Genomic DNA, 26,080 nt, shown 5'->3' on the forward strand with positions numbered 1-26,080 from the left:
GCAAATAACCTCATAAACTGAGCGTGATTTGCTGTTCACCATAAACGCGTAAAGCACCCCGCGAGGGGTGCTTTGTTAACACTAACGAAATGAATTATTTCGCAATGCGTTTAAGGATACGGTTACCACGGCGTAGGAAGTCTTTCGCTGCACCTGATACGTCTGTTTCACCGTAATCCAGTTTTTGCATGTTTTCGCTAAATAGCTCCATCAACTGTGCGTTATCCGTGTAAGTTGTTGGGGCAATCACTTTAGGAAGCTCTTTCGCTTGCTCGTAACCTTGGAAAGACAAGCTGTTTGGATCCACTTCGCCAGATTCTTTCAGTACTTCCAAGCCTTCTTTACTCATTGGAATACCACGAGCAAGACCAAGCGCATGGATACCATCAGGATCGTTGAGTAGGAAGTTAACCAGTTTCGCTGCTTCTTCTGGATGGTCTGTATTACGACCGATAGAGAACATCATTGAAGGACGAGCCAATAGACCTGAATCTGTCGCACCTGGCGCCATTGGGTATGGACCAAGCTCTAGAGACATAGATGGATCTAGGTTGGCTGTGTATTTAGCAATCGCAGTATCCCACATGTACAAGCCACCGAAGCGACCGTCGATCCAAGGACGCATCTCGTAAAGGTTACCTTTACCGTAAGAAGCAAATTCTTTGGTTGATGGGAATACGTGTGATGCCACTTGATCTGCATACAGTTGGAAGAATTTTTCCATCTCTGCTTGATCGTAGTTCAGCATGTTCGTGTCATGGTTAATGATGTCTTTACCCATGGTTTGAAGCATGAATGAACGGTTCATCGCAAACACGTCACGCGCTTCAATAACTAATGGGTAGTGGTCTGCGCCGAGGTTTTTCTCAAACGCTTTACCCGCAGCCATCAAATCTTTCCAGTTGGTTGGGTATGCAACCCCTGCTTTCTCCCACATGTCCTTGTTGTAGTAGAACACGCGCGACGTCATACTGACTGGAAGACCGTTAATTTTACCGTTTACTGTTGTCATGCCGATGGCGTTATCAGGGAAATTGCTGATATTCAGCGCGTCCGCCTGTTGACTCATGTCGTAGAAACCCATGCCGTCACGAGAGAAAATCGGTAACCAGTTCCAGTTGGTTTGCATCACATCAGGTTCAGTATTACCTGCAACCTGCGTGGTCAAACGTGATAAGTGGCCATCCCAACCGGTATATTCAGCTTTTACTTTAATATCCGGATATTTCTCTTGGAATTTCTCAAGCGCATTCAACGTCGCTTGGTGACGAGAGTTACCTCCCCACCAAGACATACGGAGTTCTGTGTCAGCAAATGCTGACATAGAAGTCATAGAAGTAGCGGCAATGGCGGCAGAGATAATTGTAGTCAGTACCTTTTTATTCATGGATCAGTCTCCAGATTTATAGTTTTAGAGAAATATTTTTCTCAGTTTCTTTATCGAAGATGTGCGCTTTGCTCATTTCAACAACAAACTTCACATCCTTTTGCAATTTCATGTTGAGTTTTTGGCGAACGTCATCAATTGGCACACGCGCAGTAAACTCTTTGTCACCGACACCGAAGTAAACAAACACTTCGTGTCCCATGTTCTCCATACGGATGACATCGCCGACAATCGTTTGTGCCGCAGGGTCATCAGAAAGCGATAAGGTGATGTTGTCAGGACGAATACCAAATACGGCTTTGGTAAAGCTGTTTTGGCGAACGTTCGCGGCTTTATCTTCAGACAGACGCAGCTCTTGACCACCAATAGTGACGTACATGCCGTCATCTCGCTCGCTCACTTGCGCATCAATCATGTTCATTTCAGGTGCACCGATAAAGCCAGCGACGAACATATTAACCGGGTTGTCGTAGAGGTTATCTGGCGTATCCACCTGCATGATTTCGCCCAGCTTCATCACACAGATACGGTCACCCATGGTCATGGCTTCGGTTTGGTCGTGAGTGACATAAACCGCTGTTGCAGGGCTGTTTTCTTCTTTAAGGTGACGGTGCAAGTCGGAAATACGGACACGCATCGAAGCACGTAGCTTGGCATCCAAGTTCGACAAAGGCTCATCGAACAAGAACACTTCTGGTTTCTTAACAATCGCACGGCCTACGGCAACACGCTGCGCCTGACCACCCGACAACTGACGAGGTAGACGGTCAAGAAGCTCTTCAATCTCTAGGATTTTCGCAGCTTCGTTTACGCGTTGATCGATTTCCGTTTTTGGTAGCTTTTGCAGTTTCAGACCAAACGCCAAGTTTTGCGCAACAGTCATATGTGGGTACAAGGCGTAGTTTTGGAACACCATGGCAATACCGCGATCTTTTGGCGCCAGGTTATTCACCACTTTGCCACCGATGGTGATTTCACCACCAGAGATGTTTTCCAGACCAGCTAACATGCGTAACGTGGTCGATTTTGCACAGCCCGATGGGCCAACAATCACCAAGAATTCACCGTCTTGGATAGTGAGGTCGATACCGTGTACCGCTTTGAAACCGTTTGAATAGATTTTCTCTAGCTTATTGAATTTAACTTCAGCCATTTTACTTACTCCAAAAAATTAACCTTTAATACCGCTGCTGGTAACGCCTTCAACAAAGTATTTCTGTGACATAAAGAACACGATGATTGAAGGGATGATGGCAATAGAAGCCATTGCTAGGATTTCGTTCCACTTCGCACCCTCTGTAACGTCGATAGACATTTTCAGAGCGAGAGCGATTGGATATTTCTCTACACTAGACACATAGATTAGAGGGCCTAGGAAGTCGTTGACTGACCACATGAACTGGAACAGAGCAACCGAAATAATCGCAGGACGAATCACTGGAACCACTACATGCCATAGAACTTGGAATGAGTTACAGCCATCAATCATTGCTGCCTCTTCCATGTCTGTTGGGACACCACGTAGGAACTGAATCAGCATGAACACGAAGAACCCTTGTGTCGCAAATGCCATCGGTAAGTACAGTGGTAAGTAGCTATCTAGCATTCCCATTTCACGGAACATTAGGTATTGCGGAATAAGCAATACAGATTGTGGAAGTAGAATGGTTGCAATCAATAGAGCAAACCAAAATGGTTTCCACGGAATATCGAAGCGAGCAAAACCGTACGCAACGATGGTTGACGAAATAACCGTCAAGATAACTTTTGGCAATACATAAGCAAAGGTATTGTAGATGTAGTGACCAAAGGTAAATTCAGTACCGGTTTTCCAACCGTTAATAAAGCCTTCTAAACTCCATTCACTTGGGATCAAACTCAGTGAAGAGAAGATCTCGTGGTTGGGTTTCATCGCCGCTGAGAACATCCAAATCAATGGATAGAGCATCAAGCTGCCGACGATAATAAGCACGGTATAACGAATAAATGCGTTGATTTTTTCACGACGCAAGGTGCGTTCGTTTTCAAGATTGCTCTCGTTTGCTGCCGTACTTTTGTTGTGAGCTGTCATAGTACTAGACATGATTATTTGCCTCCCTTATCACCTGAGTAGAACACCCAGTACTTCGAGGAACGGAACGTGATCGATGTAAAGATGGCAACCACGATGAACAGTGCCCATGCTAGAGTACTTGCATAACCCATATCGAAGAATTTAAACGCCGTTTCATAGATGTAGAGTGAAATCAGATAGGTTGATTTCATCGGACCGCCACCCGTAATGACGTAAGGGGCAGTAAATTCTTGGAACGCCTGCGTTGTTTGCATGATGAAGTTAAAGAAGATAACTGGCGTAATCAGTGGCACCGTCACTTTCATGAACATTTGCCATTTACTTGCGCCATCGATCATGGCCGCTTCGTATTGTGATTGAGGCACATTTTGTAGCGCAGCTAGGAAGATAACCATCGCTGAACCAAACTGCCACGCACGTAGAAGCGTAATAGAGAAGAGCGCAAAAGATGGCTCACCTAACCAGTTGATCGGATCGATACCGATAAAACCAAGCGCGCCGTTTAATACCCCATCAATCGCGAACAAAGCACGCCACAATACTGCGATAGCGATACTACTACCGAGAATAGAAGGGATATAGTAGGCCGTTCTGAAGAACCCAATACCCTTTAACTTAAAGTTAAGGATAAAGGCGATAAACAGAGCAAACGCCAGTTTGACTGGAATGGTCAAGAAAACGTACAAGAATGTAACGCTCATTGACTTCCAAAAAATATCATCCTCAGCAAGCATGTACCGATAGTTTTCGATGCCGACGAATTCTGGCGAAGTCATCAGATCGTAATCGGTAAAGCTCATTAAGAATGACGATACGAATGGAAAAGCTGTAAACACGATCATCCCGATGATGAATGGTGTTAGATAAGCTAATCCAAGCTTACGATTTTCATACATTTTCTCGTCCTCTATATTTAGATTCTTGTCGGTAGGTTAGAAACAATCCCAAGGAACCCCCCTGCCCGACTTGCCCTTTTATTAAACTCGTTTAAATAAATCGCTCCAGCTGATAATTGCATAAATGTGATCTTGAATATTTTTTTATCAATAAAAACATAAAAAATGTGAAATGCAGTTTCAATTTGAAATTTTAAAATAAATACAGCCAATAATTATTGATTAATTTCACAGTGAAAAATTATTTAATAAAATAAAAAGTAAAAATAGAAATGTGCGTAAGATCGCATTTATTAAGGGGATAAAAGTAAAGGTAAGAACTTATGAATTGGCATGTAGAAAAGCTTTAACTTGCTGATTTATTAATGCATAAGTATGATTTTATAAATATTTTAACTATCAAAATAAATAAAAACATAAATCCCTGTAATATATTCAACTTTAGTCTAATTGATCTAAATCAAATTATTTAGAGTCGCTCGATTATCTCTATAAACATTGCCAATCACTAAACTATTAATAAGATCACAATAATCACCACCTTTTTATTGAAACACCGTTTTACAGATCACGATTTCGCCAAATGTGACTTCAACAAGACACGTATAACGCATAAATTAGCTTCGAACATGACAATAACAAAACGGTGTTTCGATATGAAAACTAAATTACTTACCTCTGCCATACTACTCGCGTTAACCAGTACAGCAGCCCACGCGGTTTCGATTAACATGCGTCACGAATGGAAACCTGAATTCGAAGGTCAAGACCAGGCACACAAAGACCGTATCGCGGTTAGCCATCGTTTTAAAAACGGTGTGGGTTTTGAAGTAGAAGCTAAATATAAAAGTGGTGATGGCTTCTTTGATTTTGACCAATTTGTTGATGCCGGTAACCAAGCGAACATCAGCTACAGTATGAAGTTAGACGACAAATTCTCACTAAAACCTCAATACAAGTGGGAAACCGGTAGTAATAAACACGCTCACCAGTTCAACTTGACGTTGGGCTACAAAATCAACGACGACTGGTCAACGTCATTCCGTCATCGTTACCACTATGAAATCAAAAATGGCGGTGATGATAACTCACACTACAACCGTTGGACGGTCGGCCTAGGCTACAGCGGCATTGAAGATTGGAAATTCGGCGCGTCAACTGACTATACGTGGAAACAAGAAGGTTCTGACGTATGGAAGGGTGATAGCGACGGCTTTACAGAAATCAACTTTAAAGCGGAATACAAATGGGGTAACGGCTGGGCACCATTCGCTGAATTTGGTGTAACTCCAACCAAGAAAGAGAACAGCGATGAAAATGATACTTGGCGTCCTCGTTACCGTGTAGGTATGAAATATAGCTTCTAATTACACGATTTAAACTACGCAAACAGGCTTATTGGGAGAGGTATCCACTGCTTCCCAATAGGCCTATTCGAGGATCTAAATAATGAAAAAAACGCCTATTGCACTTTGTGTCTCATCGGCACTGCTTCTTTCTGCTTGCGCAAATGACGCATCAAACACCCCCTCTCTCGACGCCAGTCAGCTTACTTGGCAAGCCATTACCTTTGGCCAGTCTACCGATTTAAACTTTGGCTCAACCATTTTGCCAGAGAAAGTCGGTACCAACGAAGTGTTGGTGAATGGTCAACCTGCAAAGCCAGGCCCATTAGCAGCTTCATTTACGGTTGAAAGCCGTGGCGGCAAGTTAGCTAACTCTCACGAAGGGGTAACCTTCTATTACACCAAGTTACCTACCGATGTGAACTTTACGATTTCGGCGACCATTACTTTAGATCAGCTCGGACCTGAAACCGGTTCCAAACCTAACCGTCAAGAAGGCGCGGGCATCATGGTGCGCGACATCATTGGCGAGCCTCGCCTTAACCCACAACCAGAGGGTTTGGAAGAGTTTCCAGCGGCGTCTAATATGGTCATGAACGTATTACGCGCCAATAAAAAAGCCACCAATGGTTTGGTCAACATTAACGCCAACTTCCGCGAAGGGATTTACGAACCTTGGGGCACGGGCGGCAATCGCATGAGCCGTGATGAGTTCATTAAAGGCGTGCCATTTGGTAGCGATAAACCTTATAAAATGTCGCTCACTCGCACCGATAGCGGGTATATCGTCAGCTATGACAACGGAGAGCAGCAGAAAACTGAAGAGCTGAAAGGCGCGCATGCCAATATCGTTGAAGTTCAAGATCCGAACTACCAATATGTCGGTTTCTTTGCATCGCGTAATGCCAAAATCACCGTCAGTGATGTGCAGATTGCCCTCAGTGAAGCCAACACCGAAGACGCGCCGCTGTACAAAGCGCAACTAGAAGATGTGGTTTTACAACAAGCGTCTCCGGATAAAACCGCGATTGCCAACTATACCTTGCAATCTCGCGCTAACTACTCGGGAACGTTTAGCGTGTCACAAAATGGTCAGTCTCTGGTCGATAACCGCCCAGTCACTGCAGGCGATATGTTTAGCTATCAGTCAACCTTGAAGGCCAATCAAGCCCAGTTTGATGTTACCTACACGCCGGTAGAAGGTCCTGACTTAACACCAAAAACTTATGCTCAAACGGTCGAAAAAATCACATTGGCCGACCCAATGAACATCACCGTTAACCCGACAGGCAATAACGGACGTTTGGATCTCGCGACGGCCGTTGAGCTGGTAGCTCCAGGTGGCACGATTACACTTGAACCTGGCACTTACGCAGGCATCACCCTGCCCGTTACCGCCAGCGGTACACCAGAGAAAGCCAAGAATCTGGTTGCCAAAGATGGCGTGCGTTTCACTGGTGATGTGATGCACGAAGCCAGCTACTGGAATGTGTCTAACATTGAAGTCGATGGCGCGCGTTATATTGTTCACGGCAGCCACAATCACTTCCAACATATGTTGACACATGATGCCCCTGACACAGGCTTCCAAATCACGTCTAAATCCGGTATTGGCCGCGCACTATGGGCAAGTTATAACGTGGTAGAAGACAGTGAAAGCTACAACAACATGGATGAGTCGCAAATTAACGCTGATGGGTTTGCCGCGAAAATGCGTATTGGTGACGGCAATACCTTCATTCGCTGCGTGTCACACCACAATATTGATGATGGTTGGGATCTTTTCAATAAAGTCGAAGATGGTGCCAACGGTGCCGTGACCATTCTCGATTCGATCTCTTACAAAAATGGTCAAACCCTGACAGTGCAGGAGAAAGGCGGAACACGGGGTAATGGCTTTAAACTGGGTGGCGAAGGTTTGCCTGTGGCTCACGTGGTTAAAAACAGCTTAGCGTTCCAAAACAACATGGACGGCTTTACCGATAACTTTAACCCTGGCGCATTAACGCTCGAGAATAACGTGTCGATTGATAACACGCGCTTTAACTTCCTACTGCGTAAGAGCCCATACACCGAGAAAGTCAAACAAGGCACATTCACCGGTAACCGCTCTTATCGCTTCTACGTCGACAGTCACTACAGTGATGTCGTCAACGCCGATGTCGAGAAAGACAACTACCTGATCGAAGATGGTCAAACCGTGAACGAGCAAGGCCAAGTGGTTGACTCAGCGAAACTACTTGAACTGAAGCAAGCAGCGAAGATCTCAGCCAATGAGGCAGTACCTGGCCAAAGCGAAGTGAAGAAATTAAAAGCATTGATCAGCCAAAACTGATCACACTCTAAGGCTTAGCAACATGCTAAGCCTTATTTTTACTCATTCAACAACCACTCAATAATAATAACTTCATTAGGTTAAACGTATGAAAAAACTCTCTTACCTTTCTCTGTCCTTAATGATGGCCTTTCCGGCAATGGCGGCTGACAACGCCTGTAATAGTCAAACCGACTCCTCTCCGTCTTCACTGGGTGCCACGGGTTGGGCAGAAGGCGCGACTGGCGGATGCGGTGCTCCGGCGAAACACACTTACACTGTGACTAACCGTCAGCAGTTGATCGATGCTCTTTATGATGGTCAACCAACCATTTTGCCAAGTGGTGAATGGGTTGAGCCTTCTCATCAAAAAAAGATCATCTATATCAAAGGCAGTATTGATCTTAATGCCGATGAAAACGGCAACCCGATCAAACCCGAACATTATATGGCGATGTGCAGTGGCAATACGTTCACAAGCTATGATCAATTCTTTGCCAAGTACTTGAAGACCTACACACCACAGCAGTGGAATAAACAATCCTTAGTCAACGGACGCCCACCAGAGCTCAGTGGTGAGCTGGAGTCTTTACGTCAATGCTTTAGTAAAAAGCAGAGCCAACATATCGTCCTACGTGTAGGCTCGAATACATCACTGATAGGCCTTGGTAGTGATGCAGAGATTAAACATGGTCAACTCAGACTCGGGCAACTGCGCTTTGATCGCGCTGCCAGTAAAGAGAGACCGTATAACTTCAAAGCTGAAAACATTGTCATTCGCAATATTCGCTTCACCGACGCGTTTGATGATTTCCCTGGCTGGGGACCTCGTGATTCCTTTAAAGTCGATAAAAAGCAGTTTGGTCAGGGCAACTGCAGCGACGTCTATGTTGATGACACTAAAAATCCGACCGGCTGCAGTCTACGTGGTGGGCGTTGGAATTCGGAATACGACAACATCACGGTCGAAAATGCTCAGCAAGTTTGGATCGATCACAACAGCTTTAGTGACGGCGAACGAACCGACGATAAATTCCCACCAGTTTGGGAAGCGCCATACAACGAAAAGACGCAAAAAGTGCAGCATCATGATGCACTGCTCGACATCGTTGGCGCATCAAGTAACGTTACCGTTTCCAATAATCATTTCAAACATCACGATAAAGTGGGGTTGATTGGTGGTTCAGATTCTGCGAATAAATTGACCGGTTACGGCCCTTCGGCGCTGGATGTGACGATGCATGACAACTACTACGAGACCACAGGCCAGCGTATGCCACGTGTGCGTTTTGGTCGTGTGCATGTTTATAACAATGTTTATGATGTCGATTACCGCAAATCCCCCTATCCAAAATATCGTTTGGGAGATGCGATGATGGTCGGCACAGCCGGTAAAATCTTTGCTGAAAACAACGTCTTTAATGTTCCGGGCAAACAGAAAGACATCATCAATAAACTGATTGGCTTTAGTTCTAAACAGAAAAACAAAGATAAATGTATGGCCCAAGGTTGGAGCGAAGCCGAATGTGGTTCTTACTATTTTGCACACAATAATGTGCTTAACGGAACAGAGGTCGACCTGATTCCAGTGGCAAGCCAAAAAGCCGCGAAAAGCAGCAGCAATGCGCCACTCACTATCCTTGATCCCAACTCGGATCAAAGCTATTGGCTACCGAGTAAAAACTACAGTTACTTACTCAAACCGACTGAACGTTTAAGCGAACACGTAAAAACCAACGCGGGTTCAGGCAAATTAGCGCAATAACCATTCTCTTCATTCTTCATGCAACCTAAGAGCCTCACTGAGGCTCTTTTTTTATTAGCCTGAATTAGAAGACATAATAAACCTTAGAAACATCACAGTTTTTCAAATAAAAAAATATAAAATAAAACAATGGTTCATTATTTTAAAATCACTTATAGCGATGACAATTCAACGACATTTTGCCTCTTCGCCCCCTACTTGGACGCTTTTTGATGTCATGGTTGACGGCAACGGAAGCGGTGATTTTACAACCATCCAAGACGCCATCGACGCCGCACCACAAGATGACAGTGACTACGTTATCTTTCTAAAAAATGGCGTCTATTCGGAGCGACTCCATATCACTCGTCCGAATGTTCATCTCCTCGGAGAAAGCCGGCAACATACCATCATCTCTGGATGCTGTGCCAACGGACATATCCGTCAAGACGGAAAAATTCCCGGCACCTATGGCAGCCGTACAGTGAATGTAGATAGTGTGGGGTTTCGCGCAACCTCGCTAACCATTCAAAACCGATTTGATTATATCGCCAACGCAAAAAAGTCCGATTCAGATCTCACTAAGCTTAAACACACACAAGCTGTCGCACTGCTGATCGGCAAGCATGGCGATCGCGCGCAGTTTAAAGATGTGAGCCTCGATAGCTATCACGACACTTTATATGTCAGTGCTGGAAGAAGCTACTTCGACCACTGCCTGATTACCGGACATGTTGATTTTATTTTTGGTGGTGGCTGCGCGCTATTTCACCATTGTGAAGTTCGCGCTCGTCAGCGCCTCGATGCACCAGATGATGAACCAATGGGCTTTATTGCTGCGCCATGTACGCATATCTCGCAGCCATTTGGGTTGGTATTTGAATTTTGCCAGTTTACCAAGGAAGCCAATGTTCCCGCTCAAAGCTATGCACTCGGTCGGCCTTGGCATCCCACCACCCAGTTTAATGATGGCTTTTATGCAGACCCTAACGCCATCGGCCATTGCGCCTATTTACATTGTGAATTTGACGACCACCTCGCTGGCTGGGAAAAAATGGGCGGCCGCTCAATAGACGGGGAGACTCAGTGGTTTTTCCCCGAAGACGCTCGTTTCTGGGAATATCAAAACCAGCAAAAAGGTCACCTGCGCCAGCCAAAAACAGCATACAAACTGAGCGATGAAAATATTAGTGAGTACACACTGACTACTATATTCGATGGCTGGCAGCCGGATATTTCGATCGTAAATGACACGCTGGTTAACCTGCATATTGCTCATCCTTTGCTGAACAGCTCAGCAGATATTGAACTCATTGATCGCTGCGGTGATACGCGGCGAATAGCCACCGCTCCCCAGAACCAAGTTCAAGTGAACATTCAAGGGCTCACCTTACCGATTTTGGTTATTGTCACGCCTCATCAACCTTCGACTATTGGTTTGAAAACATTGATCGTCAGTGAGCCTCATGCCGATTCAACGATTGATGTCAGTTTGCTAAGCCAATTGTTGGTCGAGCAAACCTTGTCGGCTCAAACCCACGACCTTTCTCTACCACCAGCAGTTCCAATTTTTTCAAAACAACACTGGCGTCACATTCGCCAGAGTACGTTTCACGCATTGCGTGAAATCTCCTAAGCATACGCATATCATTGCTGAGACTTGATGAATAAACGGCTCGCGTCTCATTCATAACGTTTAATATCAAAAAGTGCAAAATTGAACTCCAGTTTCATTAACGAGAGTGGTATCACATTTATAGAATCAAAACAAAAAGTGAACCACCGTTTTGATATTAATCACATAAGTTTTTAATTTTTTCGTAGAGAATAGCCAGCGACGAATTTAGTTAAGTTATGAGATGACGTTATGCAATATGATTACCTTGTCATTGCAGGTTACTTTGCCCTTATGGTGGCAATTAGCTTGATATTCAAAAAGATGGCTAGCAATAGCACCAGTGACTACTTCCGCGGGGGCGGTAAGATGTTATGGTGGATGGTCGGGGCAACGGCCTTTATGACCCAATTTTCTGCTTGGACCTTTACAGGTGCAGCAGGTAAAGCATTCAACGATGGTTTTGCCGTATTAGCGGTCTTCGTTGGTAACATGGTGGCGTACGTATTCGCCTACTTCTATTTTGCTCGCCGCTTCCGCCAAATGCGCGTAGATACACCAACAGAAGGTGTAAAACGTCGCTTTGGTAACAACAACGAGCAGTTCTTCACTTGGGTAATCATTCCTTTAAGTGTTATCAACGCTGGTGTTTGGTTAAACGGTCTTGGTGTCTTCGCCTCTGCCGTATTTAACGCTGACATCATCACAACCATTTATGTCACAGGCGCAGCCGTGCTGATCATCTCTTTATTGAGTGGTGCATGGGGTGTCGTTGCCTCTGACTTTATTCAAACGTTGGTTGTTGCTGTTATTTCCGTGGCATGTGCAGGCGTGGCCTTGTACTTTGTCGGCGGCCCAAGCGAAATCGTAGACAAGTTCCCTGGTGGTTTCATCATGGGTCCTGATATGAACTACCCGCTACTGATTGTTTGTACTTTCATCTTCTTCATTGTTAAGCAGCTACAAAGTATCAACAACATGCAGGAGTCTTACCGTTTCCTTAACGCAAAAGATTCTAAAAACGCAAGTAAAGCTGCCCTATTAGCATTGGGTATGATGGTTGTCGGTGCGGTGATTTGGTTCATTCCACCATGGGCATCAGCAATTCTTTACCCAGATGCAGCAGAAGCTTACCCAGCACTAGGCGCGAAAGCACGTGACGCGGTTTATCTTGTGTTTGCTCGCGAAACCATGCCTGTCGGTACTGTTGGTCTGCTAATGGCGGGGCTGTTTGCGGCAACCATGTCTTCTATGGACTCAGCGCTAAACCGTAACTCGGGTATCTTTGTTCGTAGTTTCTACGCGCCAATCATGCGCAAAGGCAAAGCGACCGATAAAGAGCAACTGCGCGCCGGCCAAATTGCCTGCCTAGTTAACGGTATTCTCGTTATCCTAATGGCACAATTCTTCAACTCATTGAAGCACCTAAGCTTGTTTGACTTGATGATGCAAGTGGCGACCCTGCTTCAATCACCTATCCTAGTGCCGCTATTCCTAGGTATCTTGATTCGTAAGACACCAAAATGGGCACCTTGGGCAACGGTTGTGTTCGGTATGTTGGTCTCTTGGGCTGTGGTGGAAATCTTCACTCCACAAAACGTAGCAAGCTGGTTCGGTATTGAAAACCTAACAGGCCGTGAAGCCGGTGAAATGCGCACCATGATTACCATCGCGGCACACTTAATCTTTACCGCCGGTTTCTTCTGCTTGTCGACGCTGTTCTACAAAGAAGAGAAAGACACGTACAAACAGCAAACTCTTGAGTTCTTCAAAGACGTTGACACCGAATGCGTTGCAGAAGAAGGCCAAGACATTGTTGACCGTATGCAACGCGCGAAATTGGGTACATTGGTAACGTATATGGCAGCAGGCCTTACTTTGATGGTTCTGATTCCAAACCCAATGTGGGGACGCCTGGTCTTCCTCGGCTGTGCCGCTGCCATCTTCCTAGTTGGCTATGCATTAAAACGCAGCGCCAAACTCGACGAGATAAGCAGCAAAACCGCAACGGTTCGATAAACACAATTAATGATTGGCTGCTAACCCCCGTTAGCAGCCTTCTTTTTATTTACAGGAGATATTTTCCATGGCGAAAGGCGATATTATCAACCTTGAGTTTGAAACATTTGTGGATAGCGATACTCAAGTGAAGGTGACTCGAATCACACCAAAAGATGTGATTTGTCATCGTAACTACTTTTACCAGAAATGCTTTACTCAAGATGGACAAAAGCTCCTACTTGCGGGCGACTTTGATGGCAATCGCAACTACTACCTTGTTGATCTCGCAACCCAGAAAGCGACTCAGTTAACAGAAGGTTCTGGTGACAACACCTTCGGCGGTTTCATTGCGACCGATGACCAATCCTTCTTCTACGTAAAAAATGAACTCAACCTTATGCAAGTCGACTTAGAATCACTCGAAGAACGCGTGGTTTATACCGTTGATGAGCAATGGAAAGGGTACGGCACTTGGGTTGCTAACTCCGACTGCACCAAGCTTGTTGGCATCGAAATTCTCAAAGCAGACTGGGCTCCCCTCACCTCTTGGGAGAAATTCGCAGAGTTCTACCACACCAACCCAACCTGTCGTCTTATCAAAGTCGATATCGCAACAGGTAAACTTGATGTGGTTCATCAAGACAAAACATGGCTTGGTCACCCAATCTATCGCCCATTTGATGACAGCACCATTGGTTTTTGTCACGAAGGCCCACATGACCTTGTTGACGCACGCATGTGGCTGGTGGATGAAGATGGTAGCAATGTTCGTAAGATCAAAGAGCATGCGGAAGGTGAATCTTGCACGCACGAATTCTGGATTCCAGATGGCAGCGCAATGGCTTACGTTTCTTACTTTAAAGGTCAATCCGATCGCGTGATCTACAAAGCGAACCCAGAAACGTTAGAGAACGAAGAAGTCATGGTCATGCCACCTTGTTCTCACCTTATGAGTAACTTTGACGGGTCACTGATGGTCGGAGACGGTTGTGACGCGCCTGTCGATGTCGCTGATGCAGAAAGCTACGACATTGAAAATGACCCATTCTTGTATGTATTGAACACGCAAACCAAAAGTGCCAAGAAACTGTGTAAACACAGCACATCTTGGGACGTACTTGATGGCGACCGTCAAATCACGCATCCACACCCATCATTCACTCCAGGTGATGACGGCGTCTTATTTACCAGTGACTTTGAAGGTGTACCAGCGGTATACATTGCCGACTTACCGGCGGAATTTAAAGCCTAATTTTCATCTGCTGCATAAACACAAAAACCCTCGCAAGCGAGGGTTTTTTTATTGTTTTTACTTTTGCTTAATGGCTTGCTTTAAGCCACTGCTGCTTTACATGGCCTGGCATTTTGGCCACCAGCCACTCACCCACGTTCGGCGTAAAGGTGACGACGGCCGCGACAAATACGATACCAGCGTACAAGTCTTCTGGTCGATGCATCCCCAACCAAATGCGGCTGTATGCAGCTAGTGTGGCCCATAGGACAACCACACTGGCCAAAATAAAGCGCTGCTGACGAACAAATATCGCGCCAAAGAACGCCAAACAAAGCGCCGCAAAGACAGTATGACCAGAAGGCAAAGAATAGTTCATTTCTTGATACCAGTGGCGAAGGCGCCACTCACTGACTTTATCCACCACCTGATCGAGTGTTGCCAATTGCTGACTAGAGCCAAGCTTGTAAAAGTGCCCAGGATTGGGCAACAACAACTCATGTGTAAGCAATTCGGTATAAGGCCTTGGGCTTTCAAGCAACTCTTTGAGCACATTCTTACCAAAGTAAGCGATCATAAAAATAACCGTAAATTGGACAATGTATTTAAAAATCTCTGTTCGATTCAGTGGTTGCTTATACAGAGAAAGCGCACTTAAAATCACGATGGTTAACCACAGGCCGCGCTGACCAGCGGAATCTGTAATGGTGCTGATGATCCAACCCGAAGTTGCATCAACAGACCCAAGCAAGTCGGTGACAGGTAAAGAACGAGCGAAAGGAGCCAACACCAATGCCATGGCTGTCAGCAAACTCAGCTCGACTTTTTTGTTAATAATGTTGAGCTTTCTCATTAACCGCCTTAACGTCTATAAACATATAACCCACTTCGATGTTAGTGAGTCATGTTCTTACATGCATCAAGTCTGTGTCAAATTGCTGAAAGATAACTGCTCAAAATACCGCCACCATCCAAAGCCATCACCAGCCCAAACCCCGTACAATGATGGGCTAAAAAAAGTGTTGAACCGGCCCTCTTCCTTGGCCAACGTTTAGTTCATTTGCTGATGCAATTGCTTGAGTTATATAGTTTTTGGCTCGTTTTATCGCCTCAGGTAACCGTTCGCCTTGTGCTAAATAGGAGGCCACTGCGGAAGAGAGTGTGCAGCCTGTTCCGTGAGTATGACGAGTGATAATACGCGGCGCATCAAATACCTGTCGGTGCTGGGCACTGAATAACCAATCACGAGATAGGGCAGAGTCTTGACGATGCCCGCCTTTGAGTAACACGGCCTGAGCTCCAAGCTTCAGTAAAGCCAGTAGCTGGTCATCGCTTGGTGGCTCGCCAAAACACTCACCGGTTAATACCTCCGCTTCGGGTAAGTTTGGAGTAATAAGATCCGCAACAGGAAATAAACACTCTTTTAATGTCTCTACAGCCAAAGGAGATTGCAAACGATCGCCAGACGTGGCGACCATAACCGGATCAACGACACAATAGCGCGGCTGATAATCCGCAATACGCTTCGCTACGGCTTCAATCACTGGTGCATCGCTTAGCATACCGACTTTGACCGCAATAACGTTAAGATCACTGAATACGGCATCGAGCTGACTTTCAATCGTCTCAACGGGTACAGGCAGAATCGCATTAACGCCTCGTGTATTTTGTGAGGTAATGGCGGTAATCACCGAACACGCATAGCTACCCGTGGCACTGATGGCCTTAATATCGGCTTGAATCCCGGCTCCGCCGCTGCAGTCTGAACCGGCGATAGTAAGAACGATGGGGGTTGAGTGTGGGCTAAGTTGGTCTTGCATGGAATCTCCAAATACAAGACGTAAAGGAACGCACTGAGCGACAGCAAAGCTACGAAATGGCTTTACCACCGCGTAATAGTTCCCTACGTCAGTACTAACTGAATCAGGTTCAACGGGTCTCGCTAACGCGATCTCAGCTCAAGTGAGCTCCCCGACTATCTGCCACGATGGTAACAAGCTTTTAGCCTCTGGGAAACACAATAATCAACAATTTAAGCGTCACACAAACACGACTTACAACTTTTGTATCAAGTAAAAAATTTCTCCTATATTGAAAGGGGCACCGCATGAATAAGGAGAATGATAGTGAACCATGCGCCTTTGATATCTCGCCTGAATGAGTTACCTAGAATTCAAAAAGTCCTACAAGAGCTGCTTGATATGGTCAATCAGGATAACGTCGACTTTAAACGTCTCGCCGAAAAACTGGCCATGGATCAGGTTCTCTCGGCTCGCCTGCTTCGCATGGCAAATTCCGCGTATTTTGGTGGTAACCGCACGGTAACATCGGTTAATGAGGCATTAATTCGCGTCGGAACAGGGCCAGTAAAAACATTGGTTGTTGCATCCGTCCTTTCCAGCGCATTTCCGCACCTTGAAACCCTGAATATGGAAGAGTATTGGTCAGATACCTTTGAAGTGTCGGTGATCGCGAGTAAAATTGCGGCTTGCGTGAAAATGGATGTCGATGAAACTTTTACAACGGGAATTCTGCATAATATCGGAGAGCTGATGATCCATGCCTTGGTACCAGAACAGGCACTTGTCATCAATAGCAAAGTCATGAATGGCCAGGATGCAATTTCAGCACAAGAAGAAATATTGGATGTATCAAGCGCCGAACTTGGCGCGTTACTCGCAAAAAACTGGAAGTTTCCCAAAGAAATGGTCGATGCAATTGAACATTTCCCCGATCCACGGGAAGCAGATATTTCGCCTAAATTGGCTTCCATCATTCATCTTGCTAAAGATATTCATCTCAATTGGGATCATTTCAGTAGCGATGACCAGAAATCGGTTTACCTTGCAGAACACACCGATTCTCGCCTACTCAATATCTCTGCCACTTTTAAAGAGGCTGTCGATAAATTCCGCGGCAGTGGTCGCGAACTTGCCAACCAGATGCTTGCCGTATAATATCATCAGCCCGCTCAGTCGTAGCGGGTTGCTCGTTTCAGTCACCTTCCATTCTTCAATACCGAGTCAAGCTTGAAAAAAGTACGCTTCACCTCCATATAAAGAGTGTCGTATTTGTTTCATAATTCGACGTTATAGTGATTTTACCATTGAGTGGGACGAGATAAACTCGAAGACAAGATGTCACTTTTTTGAAGCATCGTCTGAAATATAAGCTTTAACTGCTTGTTTCTGAACTCTAATGGAAAAAACTGGTCTATACTGTGGATATTGTGGTTTAAGCCATGTAACGTGACTTAAAGAAGGTCGGCTTAAATCCAATCAACCTTCCGATCTTATCATGATTCGGTTTCTCGCTCACAGTTGAGCCAGAGGTCGATTGAACTGCGTTAGAAACTTAGGCGTAGCGTCAATCAAAACAAACTAGCTGTTATTAACGCAAAGACAATAATAAGCCGCTCTTGAGGAGCGTCGTTGTAATAGTGAGGTATTTATTATGAAAAAAACTAGAAAAGCTCAGTTGCATCGTATTCGAATTCAATATTGGAAAGACTCGAATAAAAACACGGGCAACAAACCCCAATAACCCTGATAAGGGTAAAAAAGTAAGCTGGCTGAAACGCCAGCTTTTTGCATTTAAGGGACTGAGAAAAACACTCCATCACTCACTATCATTACGAGACAAACGCGTACACAACTCATCGAGAATTTGTTTGGTGTATTTTGAATACCAATCTTTATCTCTTATTCCAGTCAATTGGATAGCTCTTACTTTTTTGGACTCGAGACAGTGTGCAATCATACGAATCACCATATCTACGTCCAATTTTTTGTCGCTCTCCCAATCCACAGATTTCGACAATGAGGATAAATCGATATCGACAATAATGTCATCACAGCGCGACAAATAGGTTGTTAACTGATGCTTAAGCTGCTGCCGATGACGAAAATCACACTCTCGCTGCAATAGCCAGTTACATCCTAAATCTTCAGCATATTCAAACGTTTTTATGTCTTGAGTCGAGTCATCAATCCCCAAGCACATTAACCGACATTCATTGTAACGCGAGAGCGCAAAATGAAAGGCGCTCCCCAATTCTAGATTTAACGCTGGCTTAAGCTGAAAAGAAGGACCGATACTAACAATACCGATATCACGATTTTGCCCAACAAATTCAGGCAACAAGCTAAGTACGCCTTCATGAGTGTTGCTGACAACAATCGGTAAATGCTGTTGACTCACTAAACTCTCAAGCTTTTGAGCAAAATGCTCGCGACATTTATCGTCCACGGCATAGTGGCCAGCATAGATCGGCGCTTTGATATTGGAAAAATCAAATAGCCAGTCATAGAAGCTTTCTAAGCTTTGTTCGGCTTGCTCATATTGCGCTAGGGTTAATGGCTGAATACGTTGACAATGTGTCAATAACGCCATTCTTTGCGTTAAAGCAGAAACATCATGAAATGTCTTGCGTTTGAATAACCCTAGCATCGTCGTTACCTTTCTGGAGGTAGAGCCCTCGCAGCCTGTTGTAGATGTAAAATAATTTTATTCTGGTGGCTTTCGACCCGTTCCGTCGGCGCCATAACCGAGACAGCCCCCACCAGCTTTGTTCCCTTTAATACCGGCGTACTAAGACCAGACACTCCGGGATCATATTCAGAATTGCTGATCGCAAACCCCTGATCGCGAATTTTTTCAAATTTATTCAACCAAACGGAGTTATTTGGATCTTCACCAAAGTGACTTAAGATCTTATCCCTCCTTGCTTGAGGTAAATACGCAAGCATAACGGTGGATGAGGCACCCCGCAGCAATGGTTGGCTCTGACCCTGGACGTAGCTGCAACGGAGTGCCTGCATGCTCTCTTTTCGGCTTACACACAGTGCTCGGTATCCAACCGGCACCATATAAGCCGCCATTTCTCCGGTTTGTTTTTGCAAGCGATTGAGCACTGAATCGATCTCTTCTAGATCGTGTTGACTGCTTTGGTAACTGCGCATCAATAGCAATGCTGCCGGACCGATGATCAAGGACTTGTCGATCGGACTTTCCTCAACCAAGTTCCATTCTTTCAGCAATTTCAGCTGGCGATACAAACTGCTAATAGGCACGTCCAACGCTAAGCTTAATTGTTTGGCATTGAGAGGTTCATCGGCTATTGCAACCTGCATTAATAGTTGCAGCAACTTTTCGTTAACTAAACCTGATTTGCTGTTCGCTTGCTTCATCATTCTTTGTACCGTGCGTGTGTTTGTTGTACAAATCATATTCTCATATAAAGAGAATTTAATCGTTTTTATTATTTTAATTTCTCACATAGCGAGAAAATAAAACCAATTACTCGTGAAGCGTGACATACCAGTATTAAAAGCACAAAAAAAGCGAAGCCCAAGCTTCGCTTTGATCGATGAAACTACCGCTAAACGTTAAATGCAGCCACTTGCTGATTTAACTGCGCAGCTTGATGTTTTAATGCTTCTGATTGTTGCTGTGTTTGATTTGATCCCGATACCAGCTGGTCCGATACATCTTTAATTGAGGTAACATTTTGGGTAATTTCGTCTGTCACATGGCTTTGCTCTTCTGCGGCTGTGGCGATTTGTGTCGCCATATCACTAATTACAGCAACCGCTTGGTTGATTTCATCAAGCGCTCGTGTTGCTTGATCAGCATCCTCAACCGACCCCTGTGCAAGACTTGAACTACTTTCCATAAATGCCACCGCTTTGCGAGTGATCTCTTGAAGTACATCAATCGTTGATTTGATCTCTTCAGTAGACGCATGAGTACGCTGAGAAAGCACGCGAACCTCATCAGCAACGACAGCAAAACCACGCCCCTGTTCACCGGCACGAGCCGCTTCAATCGCTGCGTTAAGCGCCAATAAGTTAGTTTGCTCAGCGACTCCCTGAATGGTTGCAAGTACATGAGAAATTTCTTGAGCATGCTTATCTAAGTCGCTGATCACGGCACTCGCCTGACGTACTTCACTTTCTAAGTTATGAATCGACTCTTTGGTTTTCACCACCAAATGATGGCCGCTACGGGTACTCTGCGACGACTCTTGTGCCGCATGTGCAGTTTGCTCTGCATGCGAGGCAATCTCTTGAGTCGCAGACGCCATTTCAGTCACCGCAGTAGCCACCATTGCCACTTCTTGTTGCTGTAAATTCAATTCTTGTGCGGCTTGATTCGCCCGCTGCGAACTATCATCCGCTTGGTGATTCAACTCATCAGCTTGCTGGCGAATACGACCAATAAGCTGCTGTAAACTCCCAACAAACGTATTAAAGCTTTGAGCAAGACGCCCGACTTCATCTTCGCTTTCTACTTCAATGCGCAGTGTCAGATCCCCATCACCACTGGCAATTTGTGATAGCGCGTTCGCCACGTTGTTTAAAGGGCGAAAAAGGATATTACACAACAAGTTAAACAATAGGATACAGATAGCGACAATGACTATGGTGACAACAATTTGACCAATTAACCCGTCATACAGGGGCGCGACAAGAGAATCTCGATTGATTGCGACAACACTTATCAACTCAGTACCTTCAATCGGTTTTGCCATCAATATGGTAGGCTCACCGTTTAACTCGACTTCGACATAACTCGCATTTTTAGCCGCCGTTTGAACATCAGCAAAGCGAATACCGAGTTTGGTCGTTGGTTGATTCAACATTGATGCATCACGATAAGTAAAAACGTTACCTTGGCGATTAGCAATAAACATGAAGCCTTCACCCGGTAAGATGGTTTGAGTCATGGTTTTTACGATGTCGGTGATCTCAACATCAGCCCCTAAAACAACCTTATTGCCTTGAAGCTGTATTGATTTGCCCAAAGAAACGACATTAGCCCCCGTGGCCGCAGCTACGGTTGGGTTATCCATAAAGATTTCACCATTCATCGCGCTGCCATTGATGTACCATCCCCACTTTCTCGGGTCATTGTTCCCTGAGGGTAATACCACACCATTGGCGTTCTGTTGGCTGCCGTCTGGGTAAGCAACAAACACATTATCAAATGCGCCAGATACCTTGACTTGCTTTAAATAAGTGACAATGGTGCTCGGTTCTGATTGAGATGATAACGATGACAACGCGCGCTCTTTGGAAAGCAACCAGTCTGATACGTACTGATTATACGACGTGAGTGAACTGGTTAGACTCTTGCTGACATCATATTGCATGCGCTGTAACGAATCATTGAATGCCATGACTTTGACCGCGACACCGCCAATAATGATCGCCATACTGGCTGATAAGGCCAATTTGTTTTTCAGTGATAGCTTCTTAAACATATTCAACCATTGTCCTATTTAAAGAGATATAATTTTGATTTTTCGATTCTTTGAGAATCTTTTATAGTCTCTCTAGCTATCGGTGGGACATTTATTAGTTTTAGTTAAATTAGTAAAATATGTCGGATAAAGCACAATTATCAATAATAAACCAATGAAATGAGTGGTTAGCAGTTACTGAGATGTAAAAAAAGAGTGATACACCTGAGTGCATCACTCTTTTGAACTGGAATCAAAAACGAACGAGATTTTTCTTATTAGATACTCTCTTCAACGGCCCCTTCATCAAGCAATGAAGAACATTTAATTTCGTATTGATTAAAGGTAAACGTCGTCGGACCATGAACGCGGCGCGTTGTCACTTTTTCAGTACCAAACTGTACCGTCACGTGGGTGTATACTTTGCCTTTAATTTCTATTCCGTTGTCGGCCAGAGCTTGATCAAACTCTATATTGAGATCATCACGAGCTTGTTTTGCCTTTTCAAGTTTCTGATTGGCTTGTTGTTTCTGACGCTCCAGCAAAAGCTCTTCTTCCTCAGCTCGCTCAGATTTAGGTTTCTTCTTAAACTCCAATTCCTTACGAATGATTTGCATGGTTCCTTCTTGAGCTGTGCGATAAACTTCTTTGAGTTTGGCTTGCCGATCTTTGTATTGCTGGAAACGAGCAAAACCGTGAATATAGGTTGCCGTATCGCCTTCTACACCCAAGTTTACACAGATGATCTTCCCGCCCACTTGCGCTTTACCGCCGCTAAGGGTTCCTTGTCTCTCTGCAGTATCGTGAACAAACAAGTGTAAACCACAGCGTAACTCGTTATTTAATGAGTGCACCGCGAGTTCGATATTTTGTCCAGCCTGCAATTTGGAATACTGTGCATAGTTCGCTCGAATATTGCCACCAGATTTTACGATGCAGCTGTATTCTTCGCCTTCAGACACGGTGTGACCAATGATACCCTTGCCAACGTCAATATCACCTTGAGCTTGTACGTCCGCAGACTCAATAAAGCCACCAACCGTCACAGATCCGGTAGCTCGCACAATCATGTCTGACTCAATATTGCCCGCAATGATGACATTGCCTTTAAACTTAACGTGACCGGTAGCGACACCAACATTCGGTAAATACAATGCATCTTCAACGTCTACGCTATTGGCTTTGATGATTGGCATACCAGAAATAGAGGCCAAAAGAACATCAGGGTTGTCACTGGCGATGTAGGAACCTTTTCCGGCCTTCAATGGAGAATTCTTACCCGCGATAGGCGCGACAGATTCACCTAATACACTGATCCCAGGCGTACCCTTAGTGGCAGGAATCCGTTTCATGAGGGGATCATTTTCACCCACGGTGATGGTTTCACCTAGGTTGAGTAAGTCGACTTTATCGGTGGATTCAATATCTTTACGAGGAGCGAGAACTTGCTTTGTGACGTCTTTCACCAGAGGTACAAACTTAGCGTCACGACCATTAACGGGGTTCTTTCCTGCCGCAACGGCTTGGGTGTAATTTTCACCAGGCTTTAGCTGACGACTCACCGCTAATACTTTTTTTAACGCTAATTTGTTTATTCCTTTGGTCACACCAGCATTAGCCAGAGCTTGAACGATTTGCGGTCCGTTGAGAGGTTTTCCTCGATAAGCCCCAGTGACAACCATAGAGGCCAACATATTCTGTTCAGAAACGACAACTTTTACGCTCGCATCGCGAACTTGGGCAATGGTGATACCGACAAATGCTTCGCTTTTTCCCTCTTTAGCACAGTTCAAAAAGCGGTTTACTTCGTCTTCATCAACATAGAAGTTATCCGCATTAATCTTGTGCAGCGCCTCCAATAATCCTTTATTGCTGAAACTTCCATCAATCTGAATATCTGGTGTTAATTTAGCAATAACTCCTTGATTATCCTCTGTTAGCGCAACGAATTTTCCCCACATACCGCAACCCGTTATACCTGCTTTTGATCGCATCAGTTTATAAAATTTTGTGAGGCAACCCTATAAATAAATGTACAAATTCAGGCACGTATCACTCAAAAAACAATTGGCTAAAAATAAGCGATGTGTTTTTAAGTCATGCTTTTATAAATAACATCTAACAGTATAGCATTAGATAAAAACACGCGAGGTTTCTAAAACTAACGGGCCAAAGGCGAAGACTTAACGTCACCTCCCACAGTTTACAATGTAAATTAGGAAGATTCAGGGAAAGTATGTTGAGAGTCAAAGCAATACTTAACATCAACACGACGACCTTGCTTTGAATAAGTCAATGAATCACATAACTCATTAGCGAGAACAATTCCTCTACCGTGTGTCATATTTTCGCTGGCATTAACAACCTTGTGGTAGTCAAACCCCTGGCCATTATGCTCAAGAATAAAATGAATAGATTGGTGCTGTGGACGATAGTCGATATCTAATGTGATCCAAGCATCGTTTGCGAGCTCTTTGAGTTTTTGCTCACGAAGTTGGTAGAACTCGAAGAAGCCATCAGGGCTTTCTTTAATCTTTGAGTCGAGCATTAACAGTCCATGGTCTAAAGCGTTGGAAATCAGTTCAGACAATAAGGTACACACCAAATCTAAGTGAGAGTCGCCATTAAATAAACCACTTAAATACTGGCGAACTTGATTCATTAAAGCAACATCTCTGATTAAACTGGCGTCAAAACTCAGTTGCGTCTTGGTTGGAACCAAACAGCGGTAGCCTTGCTCATTCGCTAAGTTATCCTCTTGACTACTCGAAATTGGAAAGTCCATAGATAGAATAGACAAATCATCACCAACATTCTCATTCTTATCGGCAAATGCTTTTACCGACTCAAACAAGTTGGGAATCATATCCTTCCCTTGCAAAATCACCTGCTCTAAACGGTGCTGTCCAAATTGCTCACCTTGCTGATTTTCAGCTTCAATCACACCGTCGGTATAACATAAAATTTGCTCGCCGGGAGCCATCTTTAAATGAGTTATATCGGTTTCAAACTCATGGGGTTGAAGTACACCAAGCGGCATATGAGATGAGACTAAGCGTCTTACAATAGAGCCATCAGGGGCGACGATATAGCCATCCGGCAAGCCACCTCCCCACCAAGAAACTTCAAAGCCATTCGCTCGTATTTCAAATACACTCGCCGCGAGCATCATTCCGATGGGTAGAAATCCGTATAACGCGTTATTCATTTCCAAAACAATGTCGCCCAGCGACATTCCTTTAGCAACCATAGCGAAAAAAGTACGAGATGCAGGAATAGCAGAAATAGCCGCTGGTAGCCCATGCCCTGTTGCATCCGCAATCATGACATAGATACCGCCATGGGGGCGGTTGGCAACCAAAATAATATCACCATTAAAGACTGTAGAAGGCGTAGATAGATAGTCTAAACCATAGATATTACGCGCTTTGGAGCTCATTTTCTCCATCAAGTTAGAGAAGATAGACTCGGCGATAATGTAATCATATTGCACTTGTTCATGAAAACGATGCAGTAAATCTCGCTGGTTTTTAACTTCGTTGTGCATGCGCGCAATACGGCAGTGGGCCTGGACTTTAGCGACGAGTACGCTGCGATCAACCGGCTTAAGAATGAAGTCATCCCCCAACGCCAAACAGCGTTCAAAAGAATCATGATCATCAAGCACCGTTAAAAAGATGATTGGGATGTGCTCCCCTTCAAACGCCTGACGAATCTCTGAAGCAGTCGCAAAACCATCCTTCACAGGCATCATTACATCGAGCAAAATAACATCGGGCAAGCTATCCATATTTTGCATCGCTTCAACCACACCCACACCACTTTCAAATGTCTCTACCTGGCGAGTGAGATCAGACAACATGTAGCGACACAACTCTCGATTGGTTGCGTGGTCATCAACAATCAATACATGCATAAGGCTGATTTACTCAATTTTAAATTTTTTGTCAAAGCGAGAAATTAATAAGATTTTTTTCACTTGAGGTAAGATGTTAATCAAACGAATCGTGCCGTCACGCTGTTCCAAGTAGTTGTGCATATTGAGTAACATCCCCAACCCAGCACTATCAATGTAGTTTACCGCTCGTAAATCGATGGTGAAGGTATGATCTTTACGTTCAACATAACAACGCCGGAAGTCTTGAACGAGGCTGAATCCAAATGCGCCATCAATACTCACGGTAACGTGTTTATTTTTACTATCAACTTGTGTCGTTATACTCATAGTA

19 protein-coding genes and 1 riboswitch are annotated in these 26,080 nt (G+C 44.6%); of the genes, 7 read left to right on the forward strand and 12 right to left on the reverse strand.

Annotated elements, in window-relative coordinates; translation table 11 throughout:
• Positions 1–94: 94 nt before the first annotated feature.
• From M1D72_RS06930 to M1D72_RS06945, 4 genes are read right to left on the reverse strand one after another with little or no spacing between them, the layout of a single operon-like run.
• Positions 95–1,387, reverse strand: a complete 1,293-nt coding sequence (locus M1D72_RS06930) for an ABC transporter substrate-binding protein (protein ID WP_390192458.1) — start codon at positions 1,385–1,387, stop codon at positions 95–97.
• A gap of 16 nt (positions 1,388–1,403) precedes the next feature.
• Positions 1,404–2,540 (reverse strand): ABC transporter ATP-binding protein, encoded by a 1,137-nt coding sequence (locus M1D72_RS06935; protein ID WP_456295045.1) that lies wholly within the window; start codon positions 2,538–2,540, stop codon positions 1,404–1,406.
• A gap of 18 nt (positions 2,541–2,558) precedes the next feature.
• On the reverse strand, positions 2,559–3,470 hold the full coding sequence (locus M1D72_RS06940; RefSeq protein WP_390192463.1) for a carbohydrate ABC transporter permease: 912 nt from the start codon (positions 3,468–3,470) through the stop codon (positions 2,559–2,561).
• A 2-nt stretch (positions 3,471–3,472) separates the two neighbouring features.
• Positions 3,473–4,357, reverse strand: coding sequence for a carbohydrate ABC transporter permease (locus M1D72_RS06945; RefSeq protein WP_390192466.1), 885 nt, complete (start codon positions 4,355–4,357; stop codon positions 3,473–3,475).
• Between the two features lie 656 nt (positions 4,358–5,013).
• Between M1D72_RS06945 and M1D72_RS06950 the strand changes: the two genes are divergently transcribed.
• The 6 genes from M1D72_RS06950 (at position 5,014) to M1D72_RS06975 (ending at position 14,629) form a co-directional block, all read left to right on the forward strand.
• Positions 5,014–5,724, forward strand: coding sequence for an oligogalacturonate-specific porin KdgM family protein (locus M1D72_RS06950; protein WP_456295046.1), 711 nt, complete (start codon positions 5,014–5,016; stop codon positions 5,722–5,724).
• An 82-nt stretch (positions 5,725–5,806) separates the two neighbouring features.
• On the forward strand, positions 5,807–8,038 hold the full coding sequence (locus M1D72_RS06955; RefSeq protein ID WP_456295047.1) for a right-handed parallel beta-helix repeat-containing protein: 2,232 nt from the start codon (positions 5,807–5,809) through the stop codon (positions 8,036–8,038).
• An 88-nt stretch (positions 8,039–8,126) separates the two neighbouring features.
• Positions 8,127–9,782 carry a pectate lyase family protein gene (locus M1D72_RS06960; RefSeq protein ID WP_456295048.1) on the forward strand — a complete coding sequence of 552 codons (1,656 nt, stop codon included), beginning with the start codon at positions 8,127–8,129 and terminating at the stop codon, positions 9,780–9,782.
• Between the two features lie 160 nt (positions 9,783–9,942).
• Positions 9,943–11,397, forward strand: coding sequence for a pectinesterase family protein (locus M1D72_RS06965; protein ID WP_456295049.1), 1,455 nt, complete (start codon positions 9,943–9,945; stop codon positions 11,395–11,397).
• A gap of 231 nt (positions 11,398–11,628) precedes the next feature.
• The gene (locus tag M1D72_RS06970; protein ID WP_456295050.1) at positions 11,629–13,395 is read left to right on the forward strand and encodes a sodium:solute symporter family protein; all 1,767 of its coding nucleotides are present in this window, start codon (positions 11,629–11,631) and stop codon (positions 13,393–13,395) included.
• Between the two features lie 67 nt (positions 13,396–13,462).
• Positions 13,463–14,629 (forward strand): oligogalacturonate lyase family protein, encoded by a 1,167-nt coding sequence (locus tag M1D72_RS06975; RefSeq protein WP_456295051.1) that lies wholly within the window; start codon positions 13,463–13,465, stop codon positions 14,627–14,629.
• Between the two features lie 67 nt (positions 14,630–14,696).
• Here the strand turns inward: M1D72_RS06975 and M1D72_RS06980 are convergent, their stop codons facing one another.
• Together M1D72_RS06980 and thiD are read right to left on the reverse strand one after the other, a co-directional pair.
• The gene (locus M1D72_RS06980; RefSeq protein ID WP_456295052.1) at positions 14,697–15,461 is read right to left on the reverse strand and encodes a phosphatase PAP2 family protein; all 765 of its coding nucleotides are present in this window, start codon (positions 15,459–15,461) and stop codon (positions 14,697–14,699) included.
• Between the two features lie 157 nt (positions 15,462–15,618).
• Positions 15,619–16,428 carry a bifunctional hydroxymethylpyrimidine kinase/phosphomethylpyrimidine kinase gene (gene thiD / locus M1D72_RS06985; protein ID WP_456295053.1) on the reverse strand — a complete coding sequence of 270 codons (810 nt, stop codon included), beginning with the start codon at positions 16,426–16,428 and terminating at the stop codon, positions 15,619–15,621.
• A 63-nt stretch (positions 16,429–16,491) separates the two neighbouring features.
• A riboswitch (TPP riboswitch) is annotated at positions 16,492–16,592 on the reverse strand.
• 136 nt (positions 16,593–16,728) lie between these two features.
• On the opposite strand from thiD, the gene M1D72_RS06990 reads away from it, so the two are divergent.
• Positions 16,729–17,565: an HDOD domain-containing protein gene (locus tag M1D72_RS06990; protein ID WP_456295054.1), complete on the forward strand. Its 837-nt coding sequence runs from the start codon at positions 16,729–16,731 to the stop codon at positions 17,563–17,565.
• A gap of 661 nt (positions 17,566–18,226) precedes the next feature.
• Here the strand turns inward: M1D72_RS06990 and M1D72_RS06995 are convergent.
• The 6 genes from M1D72_RS06995 to M1D72_RS07020 all read right to left on the reverse strand — a co-directional run bounded on the left by M1D72_RS06995 (position 18,227) and on the right by M1D72_RS07020 (position 26,076).
• Positions 18,227–19,057, reverse strand: coding sequence for an arginase (locus M1D72_RS06995; protein ID WP_456295055.1), 831 nt, complete (start codon positions 19,055–19,057; stop codon positions 18,227–18,229).
• 5 nt (positions 19,058–19,062) lie between these two features.
• Positions 19,063–19,797: an IclR family transcriptional regulator gene (locus M1D72_RS07000; protein ID WP_390192494.1), complete on the reverse strand. Its 735-nt coding sequence runs from the start codon at positions 19,795–19,797 to the stop codon at positions 19,063–19,065.
• 191 nt (positions 19,798–19,988) lie between these two features.
• Positions 19,989–21,872, reverse strand: a complete 1,884-nt coding sequence (locus M1D72_RS07005; protein ID WP_456295056.1) for a methyl-accepting chemotaxis protein — start codon at positions 21,870–21,872, stop codon at positions 19,989–19,991.
• Positions 21,873–22,129: 257 nt separating this feature from the next.
• On the reverse strand, positions 22,130–23,812 hold the full coding sequence (locus M1D72_RS07010) for a DUF342 domain-containing protein (RefSeq protein ID WP_456295057.1): 1,683 nt from the start codon (positions 23,810–23,812) through the stop codon (positions 22,130–22,132).
• A 254-nt stretch (positions 23,813–24,066) separates the two neighbouring features.
• Positions 24,067–25,767: an ATP-binding SpoIIE family protein phosphatase gene (locus tag M1D72_RS07015; RefSeq protein WP_456295058.1), complete on the reverse strand. Its 1,701-nt coding sequence runs from the start codon at positions 25,765–25,767 to the stop codon at positions 24,067–24,069.
• A 9-nt stretch (positions 25,768–25,776) separates the two neighbouring features.
• Complete coding sequence (locus M1D72_RS07020; protein ID WP_456295059.1) at positions 25,777–26,076, reverse strand: STAS domain-containing protein; 300 nt, start codon at positions 26,074–26,076, stop codon at positions 25,777–25,779.
• Positions 26,077–26,080: the final 4 nt, after the last annotated feature.

It is taken from the genome of Vibrio sp. AK197, assembly GCF_053903115.1.